At 56.9% G+C, this 15,302-nt stretch carries 17 protein-coding genes; 4 read left to right on the forward strand and 13 right to left on the reverse strand.

Annotation, left to right across the window (positions count from 1 at the left end; translation table 11 throughout):
* Position 1 precedes the first annotated feature (1 nt).
* From arnD to arnF, 4 genes are read left to right on the forward strand one after another with little or no spacing between them, the layout of a single operon-like run.
* A complete protein-coding gene (gene arnD / locus Y71_RS01295) occupies positions 2-904 on the forward strand; it encodes a 4-deoxy-4-formamido-L-arabinose-phosphoundecaprenol deformylase (RefSeq protein ID WP_007369657.1) in 903 nt (300 codons plus the stop codon).
* Entirely contained in the window at positions 901-2,559 is a 1,659-nt protein-coding gene (gene arnT / locus Y71_RS01300; protein ID WP_007369658.1) for a lipid IV(A) 4-amino-4-deoxy-L-arabinosyltransferase, read from the forward strand. The genes arnD and arnT overlap by 4 nt, the downstream gene beginning before the upstream one ends.
* Positions 2,556-2,894 carry a 4-amino-4-deoxy-L-arabinose-phosphoundecaprenol flippase subunit ArnE gene (gene arnE, locus Y71_RS01305; protein ID WP_007369659.1) on the forward strand — a complete coding sequence of 113 codons (339 nt, stop codon included), beginning with the start codon at positions 2,556-2,558 and terminating at the stop codon, positions 2,892-2,894. The genes arnT and arnE overlap by 4 nt, the downstream gene beginning before the upstream one ends.
* Entirely contained in the window at positions 2,891-3,292 is a 402-nt protein-coding gene (arnF, locus tag Y71_RS01310; RefSeq protein ID WP_035941984.1) for a 4-amino-4-deoxy-L-arabinose-phosphoundecaprenol flippase subunit ArnF, read from the forward strand. The genes arnE and arnF overlap by 4 nt, the downstream gene beginning before the upstream one ends.
* Here the strand turns inward: arnF and acpT are convergent.
* From acpT to Y71_RS01375, 13 genes are read right to left on the reverse strand one after another with little or no spacing between them, the layout of a single operon-like run.
* Positions 3,246-3,833, reverse strand: coding sequence for a 4'-phosphopantetheinyl transferase AcpT (gene acpT, locus Y71_RS01315; protein ID WP_007369661.1), 588 nt, complete (start codon positions 3,831-3,833; stop codon positions 3,246-3,248). The genes arnF and acpT overlap by 47 nt on opposite strands.
* 2 nt (positions 3,834-3,835) lie before the next feature.
* Positions 3,836-5,065 carry a beta-ketoacyl-ACP synthase gene (locus tag Y71_RS01320; RefSeq protein WP_007369662.1) on the reverse strand — a complete coding sequence of 410 codons (1,230 nt, stop codon included), beginning with the start codon at positions 5,063-5,065 and terminating at the stop codon, positions 3,836-3,838.
* The gene (locus Y71_RS01325) at positions 5,062-5,793 is read right to left on the reverse strand and encodes a 3-ketoacyl-ACP reductase FabG2 (RefSeq protein ID WP_007369663.1); all 732 of its coding nucleotides are present in this window, start codon (positions 5,791-5,793) and stop codon (positions 5,062-5,064) included. Before Y71_RS01325 ends, Y71_RS01320 begins: the two co-directional genes overlap by 4 nt.
* Positions 5,790-6,266, reverse strand: a complete 477-nt coding sequence (locus tag Y71_RS01330; protein ID WP_007369664.1) for a hotdog family protein — start codon at positions 6,264-6,266, stop codon at positions 5,790-5,792. The genes Y71_RS01325 and Y71_RS01330 overlap by 4 nt, the downstream gene beginning before the upstream one ends.
* On the reverse strand, positions 6,263-7,432 hold the full coding sequence (locus Y71_RS01335; protein ID WP_007369665.1) for a beta-ketoacyl-[acyl-carrier-protein] synthase family protein: 1,170 nt from the start codon (positions 7,430-7,432) through the stop codon (positions 6,263-6,265). Before Y71_RS01335 ends, Y71_RS01330 begins: the two co-directional genes overlap by 4 nt.
* 1 nt (position 7,433) lies before the next feature.
* Positions 7,434-8,018, reverse strand: a complete 585-nt coding sequence (locus tag Y71_RS01340) for a DUF3261 domain-containing protein (RefSeq protein ID WP_007369666.1) — start codon at positions 8,016-8,018, stop codon at positions 7,434-7,436.
* Complete coding sequence (locus tag Y71_RS01345) at positions 8,015-10,336, reverse strand: MMPL family transporter (protein ID WP_035941987.1); 2,322 nt, start codon at positions 10,334-10,336, stop codon at positions 8,015-8,017. Before Y71_RS01345 ends, Y71_RS01340 begins: the two co-directional genes overlap by 4 nt.
* A complete protein-coding gene (locus tag Y71_RS01350; RefSeq protein ID WP_007369668.1) occupies positions 10,305-10,910 on the reverse strand; it encodes an outer membrane lipoprotein carrier protein LolA in 606 nt (201 codons plus the stop codon). The genes Y71_RS01345 and Y71_RS01350 overlap by 32 nt, the downstream gene beginning before the upstream one ends.
* Positions 10,907-11,329, reverse strand: coding sequence for an acyl-CoA thioesterase (locus Y71_RS01355; RefSeq protein ID WP_007369669.1), 423 nt, complete (start codon positions 11,327-11,329; stop codon positions 10,907-10,909). Before Y71_RS01355 ends, Y71_RS01350 begins: the two co-directional genes overlap by 4 nt.
* A 2-nt stretch (positions 11,330-11,331) precedes the next feature.
* On the reverse strand, positions 11,332-13,035 hold the full coding sequence (locus Y71_RS01360; protein ID WP_007369670.1) for a glycosyltransferase family 2 protein: 1,704 nt from the start codon (positions 13,033-13,035) through the stop codon (positions 11,332-11,334).
* Positions 13,026-13,379, reverse strand: coding sequence for an ApeI family dehydratase (locus tag Y71_RS01365; protein ID WP_007369671.1), 354 nt, complete (start codon positions 13,377-13,379; stop codon positions 13,026-13,028). The genes Y71_RS01360 and Y71_RS01365 overlap by 10 nt, the downstream gene beginning before the upstream one ends.
* Positions 13,366-14,724: an AMP-binding protein gene (locus tag Y71_RS01370; RefSeq protein ID WP_007369672.1), complete on the reverse strand. Its 1,359-nt coding sequence runs from the start codon at positions 14,722-14,724 to the stop codon at positions 13,366-13,368. Before Y71_RS01370 ends, Y71_RS01365 begins: the two co-directional genes overlap by 14 nt.
* On the reverse strand, positions 14,721-15,302 hold the full coding sequence (locus tag Y71_RS01375) for a COG4648 family protein (RefSeq protein ID WP_007369673.1): 582 nt from the start codon (positions 15,300-15,302) through the stop codon (positions 14,721-14,723). Before Y71_RS01375 ends, Y71_RS01370 begins: the two co-directional genes overlap by 4 nt.

Genomic DNA, 15,302 nt, shown 5'->3' on the forward strand with positions numbered 1-15,302 from the left:
CATGAAATATGTCGGCTTACGCATTGATGTCGATACCTTTCGCGGCACGCGTGATGGCGTACCGCGCCTGCTGGAGCTGTTAAAAAAGCACCATATTCAGGCGAGCTTTTTCTTTAGCGTCGGGCCGGACAACATGGGGCGCCATATCTGGCGCCTGCTTAAGCCGAAGTTTCTGTGGAAGATGCTGCGCTCGCGCGCGGCATCGCTCTACGGCTGGGATATTCTGCTGGCCGGAACGGCCTGGCCGGGACGGTTAATTGGCGAAGGGAATGCGGAGATTATTCGCCAGACCGCGCAGGGCCACGAAGTCGGGCTGCACGCCTGGGATCACCACGGCTGGCAGCGCTGGAGCGGCGTATGGGATCAAAAGCGTTTAGAGGCGGAGATCGAACGCGGCCTGCTGGCGCTGGAAGTGATTATTGGTCGTTCGGTGACCTGTTCGGCCGTCGCGGGCTGGCGCGCCGATCAGCGGATAGTGAAAGCGAAGTCTGCGTTCGACTTCCGTTATAACAGCGATTGTCGCGGTACGCAGCCGTTTCGCCCGCAACTGACGGCCAACACCTGTGCTGCTCCGCAGATCCCGGTGACCTTGCCGACCTGGGATGAAGTGGTCGGCACCACGGTGAGCGCCGCTGAATACAATCGTTATATTCTCGACTGTATCCACAGTGATAACGGGACGCCGGTTTATACCATTCATGCTGAAGTGGAAGGGATCATCGGCGCGGATGGATTTGATGAATTACTGACAATGGCGACCCGCGAGCAAATCGTCTTTTGCCCGTTGAGCCAGCTATTGCCGGATGATGTTGCCACGTTGCCGGTGGGCAAAGTCGTGCGCGGAGAAGTGGTCGGCCGGGAAGGCTGGCTGGGTTGCCAACAACTGTTGAGTTCAGGGTCATGAAATCCCGTTATTTTACGCTGGCGCTGTTCGCGCTATTTGCCCTCTACTATCTCATTCCCATTGAATATCGTTTGCTCTGGCAGCCTGATGAAACCCGCTATGCGGAAATCAGCCGGGAGATGCTGCACAGCGGCGACTGGGTAGTGCCGCATTTCCTCGGCCTGCGCTATTTCGAAAAACCAATTGCCGGTTACTGGATCAACAATATTGGCCAGTGGCTGTTTGGTCACAATAACTTCGCGGTGCGTTTCGGTGCCATCTTCTCGATTGCGCTGTCGGGGCTGCTGGTTGGCGGGCTGGCATGGAAGATGTGGCGCGACAAACGGATTGCAGTGCTCTCCGGCGTGATATTCCTGACGGCGTTTTTGGTTTACGGCATTGGCACTTATGCGGTGCTCGACCCGATGATCACGCTGTGGATGATGCTGGCGATGTTCAGCTTCTGGCTTGCGTCGCAGGCTTCCACGCTGCGCGGTAAGTTTGGCGGTTATGTACTGCTGGGCGTTGCCTGCGGCATGGGGGTGATGACCAAAGGGTTCCTCGCGCTGGCGGTGCCGGTGATCGGTGTTCTGCCGTGGGTGATTGTGCAGAAACGCTGGAAAGAGGTGTTGCTCTGGGGCTGGCTGGCGGTGATCTGCTGCGTTGTGACTGTGCTGCCCTGGGGGCTGGCGATTGCTGCCCGCGAGCCGGATTTCTGGCGCTACTTCTTCTGGGTGGAGCATATTCAGCGTTTTGCCCAGCAGGACGCGCAGCACAAAGCACCGTTCTGGTATTACATTCCGTTTCTGGTTGCCGGTTCGCTGCCGTGGCTCGCGCTGTTACCTGGCGCGCTGAAAACGGGCTGGCTGGCGCGTAAAGAGGGGCTGCGCGAAGCTTTCTATCTGCTGGGTTGGGTGGTGATGCCGCTGATTTTCTTCAGCATCGCGAAGGGGAAATTGCCGACCTATATTCTGCCGTGTTTCGGACCCCTGGCGATCCTGATGGCGCGCTATGCGGTGGCGGTAGCCAAAGAGCATGGCCGGGCGCTGCGCATTAACGCCTGGATCAACATTGCTTTTGGTTTGATCGGTACGGTTGCCGCGCTGGTGGTGTCGCCGTGGGGCTTTTTGAAGCACCCGGTATGGATGCCGATCGAAGTCTATAAAGCGGCGCTGGCAGCATTTGCCTTTTTCTGCTGGTTGCTGGTCGGGCTGTTTACGTTGCGCGCCAGTCACGAGCGCTGGTCGTACGCCGCGCTGTGTCCGCTGGGGGTTGCACTGCTGGTGGGCATTGTTATCCCGGACAAAGTGATGGATTCCAAACAGCCGCAATTTTTAATTAACTTCGTCAACGACTCGCTGACCCCCAGCCGCTATGTGCTGGCCGATAACGTCGGGGTTGCCGCTGGTCTGGCGTGGGAGCTGAAGCGCAAAGATATTATTCTCTTCGGTACTGAGGGTGAGCTTACCTACGGGATGGCGTATCCTGACGGGCAGGGCCGCTTTGTCAGTGAGGATGGTTTTACTGACTGGCTGGCACAACATCGTCAGCAAGGCGTGATATCGCTGGTATTGCACCAGTCTAAACCGGATGATTTCACCCGTTTGCCGATCCCGAAACCTGATAACGTCTATGTGCAGGGGCGTATGGTCTTTATTCAGTACTATCCACAATGACAAGCTGGATCTGGCTCCTCCTCGCCAGCCTGTTGAGCTGCGTAGGGCAATTGTGCCAGAAACAGGCGACACGCCCCGCGCCGCCAGGGCATCGTGGCAGGCATCTCGGTCTGTGGCTGGGGCTGGCGCTGGCATCGCTGGGCGCCGGTATGGCGCTGTGGCTGCTGGTGCTCCAGCGTATTCCGGTCGGCGTGGCGTATCCGATGCTGAGCCTCAATTTTGTCTGGGTTACGCTGGCCGCGCGGTTTATCTGGCATGAGCGAGTTACCGCGCGTCATGCGGTGGGAGTTGCGTTGATCATTGCCGGTATTGTGCTGCTGGGGAGTACGCGATGAGGGGCATGGTATGGGCGCTGGCAAGCGTGCTGCTGGTCAGCATCGCGCAGTTGCTGCTGCGTTACGCGATGATTTCACTGCCGCCGGCGAGCCTTTCGTGGGAGTTTGTATGGGTACTGCTTCAGCCGCAGAAAGGAACGCTGGCGCTGATTGCCGGGCTGTGCGGCTACCTGGCGTCGATGGGGTGCTGGTATTTTGCGCTGCACCGTTTGCCGCTGAGCAAAGCTTATGCCCTGCTCAGCGTGAGTTACATTCTGGTGTGGGCCGCCGCCATCTGGTTGCCCGGCTGGCATGAACCCTTCTCTCTGCGCGGCGGGCTTGGCGTGCTGCTGATTGTCGCCGGTGTGCTGGTTATTTTTCTGCCCGGGCGCGCTCGATCTGGTCGGCAGAGATCGTAAAAGGTGTGGTCGTGCAGACGGCAAAGCTCAGTTCCTGACCTTGATAATGGCTCAGATGCAGATTCCGGGGGTGACAGCTATCAACGCTTACAATATCCCAGGCGCTGCCACCGCGTTGTTTGATGATGGCTTCCTTTCGTGTCCAGATGCGCCAGAAAGCATCCAGTTGTTGTTCCGGATGCTCCTGTTCGATTTCACGGTGTTCCGCCTGGCTAAAAACGGCATTCGCCAGGCTACGCCAGTTGCTGCGAGGACGAATCACTTCAATATCGCAGCCGACTTCCCCTTCATCGCTAACCAGCAGGGCAATGTGATCACCGCTGTGGCTCAGGCTAAACCAGAAGGGAAAATCGGCGGGAAACCCCGGCTTTCCCTGTTCGCCATAGATTATCTCCGGCAGCGGGGAGATCACACGGCTCAGCAAAATTCGCCCGGCAAGCCAGCTGTTGTGGCGAGTGCCTGTCGGTGCTTGCAATTGTAACGCGGGCGGGATCGTACCCGCGCACAGTTCAGAGATCGTACCCAGCGCAACACGATACATTGTTACGCCCAGCGTTTGATGATGATTGACGTGTTTATCCCGCCAAACGCAAAGTTATTGCTCTGCAGGAATTCACAATCAATATGCCTTGCTTCCCCACGGATATAATCCAGTTCGCCGCAATTTTCATCTGGCGTATTCAGGTTTAACGTCGGCGCAAACCAGCCTTCACGCATCATTTGCAGGCTCATCCAGGCTTCCAGGGCACCGCAGGCACCCAGCGTATGGCCGAAGTAACTTTTTAATGAGGAGATCGGCACTGTGTTACCGAAGATGGCCGCAGTGGCCTGGCTTTCAGCGATATCACCCCGATCGGTAGCCGTACCGTGTGCGGAAATATAGCCAATATCCTGCGCGCTAAGTCCGGCGATTTTGAGTGCCTGTTCCATGCAGATTTGCATGGTTTCCCGCTGGGGTTGGGTGATGTGTGCGGCATCGCAGTTGGTGGCAAAGCCGACGATTTCGCCATAGATGGTGGCACCGCGCGCCTTCGCATGTTCCAGCTCCTCCAGAATCAGGGTGCCTGCACCTTCACCAATCACCAGGCCATCACGGCGGGTATCAAAAGGCGACGGCGTGGTTTTCGGCTCATCATTGCGCTGGCTGGTGGCAAATAGCGTATCAAACACGGCGGCTTCCGACGGACATAGCTCTTCCGCACCGCCTGCGACCATCACATCCTGATAACCGTGGCGAATGGCTTCCCAGGCGTAACCTATTGCCTGGCTGCCTGAAGTGCAGGCGCTGGACGTGGGAATAACCCGACCGCGCAAGCCGAAGAACAGACCAGTATTGACGGCGGTGGTGTGCGGCATCATTTGCACATAGGTGGTGCCCGTAATGTTGTTGGTGTGCTTTTCCGTCAGCATTGTCGCAAACTCACTCACCGGGCCTGTGCTACCGGTCGATGAGCCATAAGCAATACCGGTACTGCCATTGGTCAGCACCGGGTCGTCGATTAACCCGGCCTGCTCCAGTGCCAGCTCGCTGGCGCGCGTGGAGAGCAGGGATACACGGCCCATCGCACGGATGCGTTTGCGGGTGTAATGATCCGGCAGAACGAAGTCGTCAATCGGCGCCCCCAGCAGGGTATGCAGCCCATCGTAAATCTGCCATTCCGGCATTTTTCGTACGGCATTCTCATAAGCCAGTAAGCGCTTCGCGACATCCTGCCAGCTCTGACCAAAGGCGGTGACGCCGCCCATACCGGTAATGACTACGCGACGCGTCATAGCATCCCCCCATTAATGGAAATCACCTGACGGGTGACATACCCCGCAATATCGGACATTAAATAACTGGCCAGTCCGGCGACTTCTTGCGTCTGGCCCATACGCTTCATGGGAATCATGCTCATCGCTTCTTTCAGCGCCGCCTCTTCCATGTCGATCATCCCGGTATCAATCAGGCCCGGCGCAATGCAGTTGACAGTGATTTTGCGTTTCGCCAGTTCAATCGCCAGCGCCTTGGTTGCGCCAATGATCCCTGCTTTTGCCGCACTGTAGTTGACCTGGCCACGGTTGCCCATCACGCCGGAGACCGACGAAAGCGTAATAATACGTCCGCCATTGCGGGCGCCAATCATCGGCATGATGCAGGGCTGAATCACATTGTAAAAACTGTCGAGATTGGTATGGATGACCGCATCCCAGTCCTCTTCGCTCAGCGCCGGAAAGGCTGCATCGCGTGCGATTCCGGCATTGCTGACCACTCCGTACCACGCGCCGTAGCGGGCAATTTCGCTCTCCAGCACGTCACGGCATTGCTCGCGGTTGCCCACATCGAAGCTGAGCAGTCGCGCGCTTCCTCCAGCCTGTTCAATCGCGTGCAGCGTTTGCTGCGCACCTTGTTCATCGCGATGATAATGCACGCCAATCGTAAAGCCATCTGCGGCAAGTTGTTGGGCGATGGCGCGGCCGATGCCTTTGCTGGCGCCGGTGACCAATACAGAACGATTCATGCCGTTTTCCCTTGAGTAAAAAGTGACGTTAACTCTTCCTTTGTCGGCTGGAAGGTATTGACCCGGCCCGAAGCCAGCGTGGCGGCCTGTGCCTGAATGGTACAGTCGAAGCTGCCGAAACGTTCATCCTGCATCAGCAATCTGACGTGGATATCCAGCACGGCATTCGCAGGAAATGAGCCCGTCGCACAAGTTAATTCTCTCGCTCCCAGCACCATACCGAGAGCAATGTTTTCCGCACCGCGTTGCTGGCGATGCCAACCCGACCAGACGCCAATAGTTTGCGCCATCAGTTCCAGCGCATACCAGCCAGGCAAGTTGCCTGCGGCATCAATAAACGGCGCAAGAACGCCATTTTTATCGACGGCCACGCGGCAGTGGGCGCTATCAGCTTCGACGGCAATAACCTCAGCTAGCAGGATCATTGGTGCGTCGTGAGGTAAATAGGCACCCGGGGTAAGGTAAAGGCTCATGGCACTCTCCCTAGCAAAATGCTGGCATTGTTTCCGCCGAAGGCGAAGGAGTTAGATAAAATCACCGGGCGCGAAAGTGGCTGTGGTTGGCTCAGCAGGCCGCACTTCGGTAAGGTTGTATCTCGCGGAGACTGGCTGAAATTCTGTGGTGGCAATGGAAGATCGCGCAGCAGAATCAGTGCGCTTAGCGCCGCTTCGGTGACACCGGCCGCGCCAAGGGTATGGCCGGTTAGATGTTTGGTGGAACTGCAAGGTGTACGGTTGCCAAACAGCGTATGTACAACCTGCGATTCAATTTGATCGTTAAGGATCGTGGCAGTGCCATGCAGATTGATATAACCCACGTCGTCTGGCGTCAGGCTGGCTTGGGCTAGCGCCATATTTATTGCGCGGATCGCGCCTTCTCCTTGCGGATGTGGCGCAGAAATATGCCAGGCGTCACTGGACTCCCCACAGCCAAGCAGCGCCAGCGCCTGCGGTTCGCGGGTTAATACCATCAGCGCAGCGGCTTCACCAATGGTGATGCCGCAACGGTCGCGGCCAAACGGCTGGCATAATGTCGGGGAGAAAGATTCAAGACTGTTAAAGCCATTGACCGGCATCCGGCTGAGTGTATCCGCGCCGCCAACGATGGCGACATCAGCAAGTCCCGCATTAATCAGGCGCTGACCATTAATGATTGCTCTGGCGCTGGATGAACAGGCGGTGGAAACGGTAAATGCCGGGCCATTGAGCGCCAGCCAGTGGCTTAAAAAGCGCGAAGGATCGCCAAGTTCCTGCTGCGGGTAGCGCCATGCCAGACTCTCTTCGCCGTTATGCAGGTAATGAACGTGTTTATCCCCTTCGTCGAGACCCGATGTGCTGGTGCCCAATACGACGGCCACGCGATCGCGACCATAGCGGGAAATCGCCTCATCCACTGTCGGTTGGATCTGCTCCAGTGCGGCCAGTAAAAGCTGGTTGTTGCGGCTGCGATGCGCCTGCCACGTCTCAGGAATCGACGGAAGTGCGGCATCCACACCGCCGAGCATCACTTCTTCATAGCCCTGTAACCAGCCTTTACGGGGGATCATCCCCGGCGCAACGCCACGGCTCATGTTGGCAGCAATGTCATCACACGTGTGGCCCAGCGCATTAATCATGCCGATGGCGGAAATGTAGATCATCTCAGTCACCCAGATATTGAATGGTGATGTGGTATTTAAAAACATGCTGCTCAATGCTAATCGGTTCGCGCTTGCCTTTGCGCTGTAAATAAGTGATTTCCGTCACCAGCTTCCCGCGCGCATTGCGCAGCTCGCGTTTGTCACCTGTGTCAGTTAGCGTCCAGCCTTTTGGCAGCTGCTGCTGCCAGACAGCGATAGGCCAGTGGCTGATCATCACGTCGGCCAGGACCTGGTTTGCCGGTGGTAATTGCGGTACGACGATGGATTGCTCGGTATGAATGCCACGCTCGTCATACGTCACGAGAAACAGACGAATGCCCACGGAAGAGAGCCCGGCAAGCGTAATTTTTTTATCGTCTGCAGTCATCATCACCAGCAGGGACTGTGTTTGCCCGTTAAAGCTGCCGGTGAGTAGCTGCTGGGAATTGACCGCCGGAGTAATGCCCGGCGCAGGCAAGGTAATACGTGTGCCCGGTTCCAGCCATGCTTGCGGGCGGGCGCTGTCGGAGGAGCGCGTTGTGTGACTGCATCCGGTGAGCAGCAGGGCAGTGGCCAGTGCCACGCCAGTCCAGAGGGTGCGGATCATCGTTTTCTCTCTTTTTTACCCGGCATTGCGAGCGGTGAAAGCAAAAAGGCGGTAAAGATGCCGCTTACCAGCACAATACCGAAACTGCTAATCGCCTGAGTAGCGCTGAAGACCAGCATACCCAGAGTGAGAAGTGTCGTGGCCATCGCCAGCGCGATCGCCAGCAGGGATGTGAGTGGCGTGCCGCGAGGATTACTAAAAAATAGCGTGTAGTTAATTCCAATCCCCAGCACCAGTACCAACGCCAGCAGGGAGAACAGGTTGAGCGAATGGCCACTGAGCGACAACGCGGCCAGCCCACATCCGAGCGACAGAATTGAGGGCACCAGGCTGATAAGCCCTTTTTTCCCGCCCAGGCGGAGTACTGCACCGGCCGCAATCACCGCCAGCGCGACAAAGAGCAGCCCGGTAAGGACCAGACGGTAGAACGCGAAAAGCGTATCGAAAGCACTTTTCCGATCCACCCATGCGATGCCCGCTTTCGCCTCTGCCAATGTGCTTAGCGCTGCGCTGTCTTTTACGCCATCAACGGGAACCAGTACGCCGCTTTGCCCGTCAGGCAGGGTCAGCCATAGCAAACGCCAGCCTTCACTGGCCGGACTGGCCAGCCACTCCTCGACCGTGACCGTCATTGGGCTGAGATCGGGTGTAACCGCCTGCAATCCAGCATTCTGCAAGGTTTGTGCAACGGTAGGGGTCGCATTTTTGAGTAACCTTAGATCCTGTTGCTGGCGCGCAAGCGAATTGACGGGAACGTAACGAAAACCTGAAATTGTCCCCTTCTCCCGGGCATGTTCCAGTTGCGGAATAAAGGACTCCAGCCGTTCCAGCGTTTGCTGAGGCGTCTGGCCGTAGATGACAAACCATTTCTGGTCGACGCTCTGTCCGGTCAGCGAAGTAATGGCCTTCTCCTGGGTAAGAATATCCTGCGGCAATGCCTGCAACTGGCTGATATCGTCATTGATACGCAATGTCGCCAGCCCGGCAAGCGAGAGCAGCGCGAGCAGCACCGGTAATCCCACTGACAGTTTTTTATTGCGCCGCCAGGCGGCCAGCCAGCGCAGTAACAAGGTCATTGCCGGAACGGGGCGCACCGGCAAACCACGGCACAGCCAGGGGTGCCAGAAAATAACGGTCAGGCAGGAGGCGCTAAGACCGGTGGCGGCGAAAATTGCCATCTGGCGAATGCCAGGGAACGGCGCCAACATCATGATCAGATACGCCACAACTGTCGTTACCAGCGCCAGCAACAGCGCATTGCGCACTTTGGCAAGACTTTGCCATGGCGATGCGTCTGCGCCGTGCACCATGCGTTCGGTCAGATAGTAGAGCGTATAATCCGCAGAGATACCGATGATGCTCATGCTCATCACCAGCGTCATCAGGTGCAACTCACCGAATATCAGCAGCGTGACTACCGTTCCTGCCAGCGCGCCAATAGCGATAGAAATCAGGCATAACATCAGTGGGCGCAGAGATCGGAATACGGCAACAATCAGCAGCATTACGCCGACGATCGTCGCGATCCCCAGCGTCGAAATATCGCGTTTTGCCTGCTGGCTTGCGTAATCGCTATAGAATACGGTGCCGCGAGACAGCAGTTGCGCCTGCGGGAAGTGCGTCTTCAACCGCTTTTCCAGCGAGCCGAGCGTGGTCACAAACTGGTGCGTTTGCTGCATATCAAAGGAGGAGCCTGCCAGCTCGCCATGGAGCAGATACCAGTAATTGCCTTCATTGTCCTGTGTGACTAACCACCCATCCATCAGCCGCAGTCGCTGCGTATTTTGCGCCATTGCCAATTGCGCACCGCGCATCAACATCAACGGATCGTTTTGTAGCTCTTTACCTGATACACCGGAAAAGGCCGAGTAGAGCTGAGTCAGCACCCATTGCGCCTGCGCCTCGCCGCCGTTTTGTAGACGTGCGCGGGTTGCGCTGTCGAGCAACGCGTTACGGTGCTGCCAAAAAAATGCTCCCCACGCTTGCTGACTCTCTGCATCCATCGCGCCTTTCAGATGATTAACGGCCTGCGATTGACGCAACAGCGCCAGCCAGTATTGCGCCGCTTCGGGGCTGGCTTGTTTACCGGGGCTGACCAGCCAGACCAGCTGTTTATCGAGGCGCTGCATAAAACCGTCATTCAATGCCGTGGGCAGCGCGCCCATAGTCTGTGTTGGTAGCATTGCCAGCACGCTGCTGTTCATTCGCGCTTTGGGAAGCAGTACCAGCAATATGCCCAGCAGAACCAGACATACGGCACTCCAGAGCAGTGCCGGGCGCGGGGAGTTAGTGTGTGGCAAAACGTTGGCGTTCGTCATCGGTCAGCGTCGTGGGCGTGAGTCGGTGTTGGGAGAAAGCGATATCGGTGAGATCGCCCTGTTTATCATTCAGGCGAATGCTGTCGAGATACTGCTCCCCGGCCAGGTCGATGGAGGCGAAAATTTTATCCAGCGGCGTGGTGATCGGCGTCAGCTTCAATGTCCAGCGACCTGTCCCTGCATCTTTAAAATCGATGCGGAAGTTCTGCTCAAGTACCCTGCGATCGGCCTGAAACAGCGCCCGCAGAAGATGGTTAAACTGGAACATTTGCGGATTGTTCTGCGCGGTGATCACCTGTGGTGGCTGACCGTTAATGATTTGCACCATCCGCGAGTCATCCAGCATCAGCGCCATCGGGAACGGCGTGGTTTGATCCCATAATAATCCCTGCTCCCGGGCGATCAGCATCTCGCCCTGCGATCGCAACGGCTGCGGCAGATCTTTGATGGTTCGGGTTTGGGTAAAATGCGCACGTACTACGGGTTGCTGGGTAAAGCGCTGCTGCAACTCCTCCAGCGTCACTGCATTGCCGAATGGGGCGAAAAACAGCACCAGCAGAGGCCAGTATTTCATGGTGTTACTCCCATACGTTCAAACAGAATGGCCGGGCTGACAAAGCACATTTCCCTGCTTTTCTCCTCAACCGCCACCTGAATGGTGTAACCGGTGGTGGTGCGTTTGCCGCTGGCGGCGTCGAAGATTTCGTAAGCGATTTTCAGGCGGTTTTCGAACTCTTCGATTCGGGCGCGCACGCGGAAATGCTGTTCAAATGTCAGTACATCGCGGTATTTCACCCGCGTATCCACGACCGGCCACAAATAGCCCGAGGCTTTCATCTGGCGGTAGCCGTAATCAAATTGATTCAGTAGCGCCTCGCGCGCTATTTCAAAGTAACGAAAATAGTTTCCATGCCACACAACGCCCATCATATCGACGTCATGAAAGGGAACGCTCAGCGTAACCTCGGCGGTAAAACGGGGATCGTTTAACACCTTTACTCCTTATCCATGGCTTGCGGTACGTGGTCGGGCAACCGCCAGAAATCAAAAAAGTTAAACCAGTCGAGTGGTGATTGCAGGGCGTAGTGCTCAAGGCGTGAAGCATAGTTATCGACGGCAGCACGCAGCGCCGCTTGCCGGGTTGCGCGTGGCATGGGCAGTGGATCGGCAAAGTGTTCGCAATGCAGACGTAATTTGCCGTTCTGACGCAGGGCAAACATTAACAGCACAGGGCAACGCAGCGCCGCCGCCAGAATAAACGGCCCCTGTGGGAAGGGTGCGGCGTGGCCCATAAAAGTGCTCCAGCATACCCGCCAGTCGCCACCGCGCTGTGGATTAACGGCAATACGATCGCCGACAATAGCCACCCATTCGCCTTTATCGAGCTTATCTTTCAGCAGCATGGCGGTGTCCGGGCCGATATGCGTTACCGGGATCAGGTGCACTCCGGCTTCGGGAGCCATCTCCTGCATGATCTGTTTAAAGCGTTGTGCGTTCTCATGGAACACCAGCGCATTGATCACTTTGCTGTTATGTAGCTGCGCCAACGCACGACAGGCTTCGACGTCGCCCAAATGTGACGCCAGCAACAGCTTGCCTTTGTTATCGTCCAGCTCCATCGCTGCTTCAGTGCCGGGTGCAAATTCAACGTCGCGACCTAACTGGAGCTCGCCGCGCCAGCCTGCCACTTTATCCAGCATGGCTTCGGCAAAACGCAGAAAGTGGCGATAGCTGCTGAGTTTTGCTGGTGCTGTTAGTCCACGCAGCGCCAGGGTGGTGGATACGCGCGCCAGCCAGAGCTGCGATGACCGACGTGCGTTACCCGCGCTAATCCAATAGACGGCAACAACCGGATAGAGCAACAGTGAGAATGCGCGTCGTCCAAGTACTCTCCAGACCAGCAGCATAAAGCGCATTCCCCATAATCCTTTCCTCTCCTGCTGCTGAGCCCAGTGCGAACCGGAGCGGCGAAACAGTAACGAAGGAATGCGCGGCAGCATGCCGAAGAAGAGTCGGGTATGCATCAGCGAAATGCAGACATTGTCTTTAAGCGCGTCAAAATGAGAGAGTCCGTCCTGCGGATAAGTCACGCGTGTCGGGACAAAGTAGCTGGGCGTTCCCTGCCAGTAGAGGCGAACCATCACTTCAGTGTCGAAATCCATACGCTTGCCCAGCGTAACGCGTTCCGCAAGATGTAGTGTTGAGGCGATGGGGTAGACGCGAAAACCGCACATGCTGTCTTTCAATTGCAAAGACAGCGTTTCTATCCATACCCACACGTGCGTGACCCAACGGCCATAACGCCGCGAACGGGGAATGGAGTCATCATAAATAGGCTGGCCGGAAATCAGCGCTTGCGGGTGCTGTCTGGCCAGCTCCAGCAGTTTGGGAATGTCTTCAATCGCATGCTGCCCGTCGGCATCCACCTGGATAGCGTGGGTAAAACCCGCGCGGGCAGCGTGTTGTAAACCACGAATCACCGCCTCGCCTTTACCGGCGTTTTGCGCCAGACGCGTCAGAGTCAGTGTTTCATGCTCTTTGGCCAGCGTTTCCAGTACCTGACGTGTCGTGTCATCGCTACCGTCATCGACGATAAAGTAGTGCAGACCTGTCGGTTGCAGGCGTTCAATCACACGCGCCATCATTGCGCCGTGGTTATAGCAAGGAATGACCACACACGGGTTAAATGTCACTGACATAAGCGAATCTTCCCGCTGCTACAGGTATGGCGTTCTTCGCCCACATGGCGCTGGTAGCTAAAGCTCAGTTGCTGCTTCTGTTCCTGCCAGTCGAGTATCAGCGTGACTCTATTTCCCGGCAGTAGCGGTGCCTGAAATTTGACGTTTTGAATACTGTGGAAACGGTAGCCGGGCGCGAGCATCAGCGCCACATAATGCATCACCCAGTCGAGCTGTGCCACGCCGGGTAGCAGCGGCTGAACCGCGAAATGACCGCGGAACCAGAACAGATCCTTCTCCAGTTGGATGTCGATTTCTGCGTGAGCGGGCGACACCTGGCGGCGTTCAACTTCATGAGGTTTCATGAAATAACTCCTGTAGTTGCGCATAAACACGCTTGTTCATACTGTTGACGGGAATTTCCTCCAGGATGCGCCAGTAGCGCGGCACTGCCACCGGCTCCAGCCACGGAATCAGCGCCCTTCGCCAGGCGAGTTCCATTGCTTTGCTGTCGCAATTAAGCCACTGGCGGCGTGCTTCTTCTTCCAGCACCAGTAGCACTCCAACGCCCTGACGCCCGCCACGGGAGATGGGAAGTGCTGCCGCTTCCCGAATCCCCTCAAGCGCAAGTACACGTTTTTCTATTTCGCTGAGTGAGATGCGCTTTTCTTCGATTTTAACGACGCGCCCACGACGCCCGGCGATGTGGAACGTCCCGCTGCCATCGAGGATCAGGATATCGTCAAGCAACAGACCGTCCGGTTCGTGAATAATCGGTGAATGCGCGCGAAATGCGTCGCCTTCCGGCACAATCGTGACGCCCGGGAAAGGTTGCCACGGGATCATATCCTGCTGGCGGTGCCGCCAGGCCAGAATTCCCGTTTCCGTGCTGCCATAAATCTCGTCCGGTTGAATACCGCACCAGGCGGCGGTCTCCTGAACATCTGACCATGGCAGCATGCCGCCAGCCGAGAGAATGATGGTTACCGGCGGCGGCGTTAGCCTGGGATCAAGGCGTTTTAAGAAGGCGGGACTGCTGATAAACGCATAGCGATGATGGCTTTCCAGCGCGGCCAATTGCTCGGCGTAATAGAGCATTGCGGCATGTAGCTGCAGCCCGAGCGACATGGGCAGGAAGATGCGGAATGTCAGCCCGTATAAATGTTGTGGCACGACCGACGCGACGACACGACAGCCCGCCAGCTTGTCACCAAAACGCGCGGCCAGGATCGTCGCTTCGCGATCGAGGCAGGCTACAGGTTTGATGACACGGCGCGGTTGTCCGGTCGAGCCTGAAGTAAACAGCTCGATAAATGCCCCTTCACGAAGTGGCGGAAATGCGTATGTTTGCGCTGTGTGTATCGTGTTTGCCTTCACCACCGAATGTGGGCCATCCCAGCGTAAAGCGTGATCGCTCAGGACGCCCTGAAAGAGTGATTTTTGCTCAGCCAGCAGCGATTCCCGGCAGTGTCCGGGGATCACCGGGATTTTTCCGGCATGCAGCGTGCCCAGTAGCGCAACGATAAACAGGTAGCTGTTTTCAAAGCACAGCGCCCAGCGTTCCTCATCGTGCTTCTGTAGCCATACCATAAGCTGAGCGACATCGTGGCGCAGGTCTTCCAGCGTCCACGTCCTGTCGCCAAGCCAGGCGACAGGCGTGTCATTGGCCCGCGAATAGCTTAGCCAGGCGGTGAAGGGAAGAGTCTTCATTGCATCTCTCGTTTAATCAACTGGCGGCGTATCAGCCATTCACCTGCCATCAGTAACCCCATCAGCAGGTAGGAGATCATGCCATTCCAGAGCGTCCACAGACGCATATCGCCATACTGCGCCGTAAACAGCGCGATCCCGCCATTTACCATGAAAAAAACACACCAGACCTGCGTGACGCGGCGGGTATAGCGTACGGCTGACTCAGGCAGATCAGGTGTACGCAGGCGCGCCAGGCGTTCAACCAGCGGCATGTTGCTCCACAGTGAACAGCCAAATACCAGCAACATGATGAGGCTGACGGTCACCGGGTAATAGAGCAAGAGCTGATGCGTTTTTAGCAGCCAGCTTGTTGCGCACAACGCGATACCGGTCAGCGCCACGCTGCGCGTAACAAAGCGCATCGGCGCCAGTGCTTGTCGGGCTTGCCGCAAACGGAAAAGCAGCATGACGGCCATCAAAGGGAGCAACCAGTGCAGACTGTTATGCGCAAGGCCGAACCAGACCACAAAGGGCCAGCAGAGCATCAATAACGCGGCGATCAGCTTCAGTCCCGTTTCCAGACGAGATCCAGACAC

The sequence above is a fragment of the Kosakonia radicincitans DSM 16656 genome, from assembly GCF_000280495.2.
Taxonomy (GTDB): domain Bacteria; phylum Pseudomonadota; class Gammaproteobacteria; order Enterobacterales; family Enterobacteriaceae; genus Kosakonia; species Kosakonia radicincitans.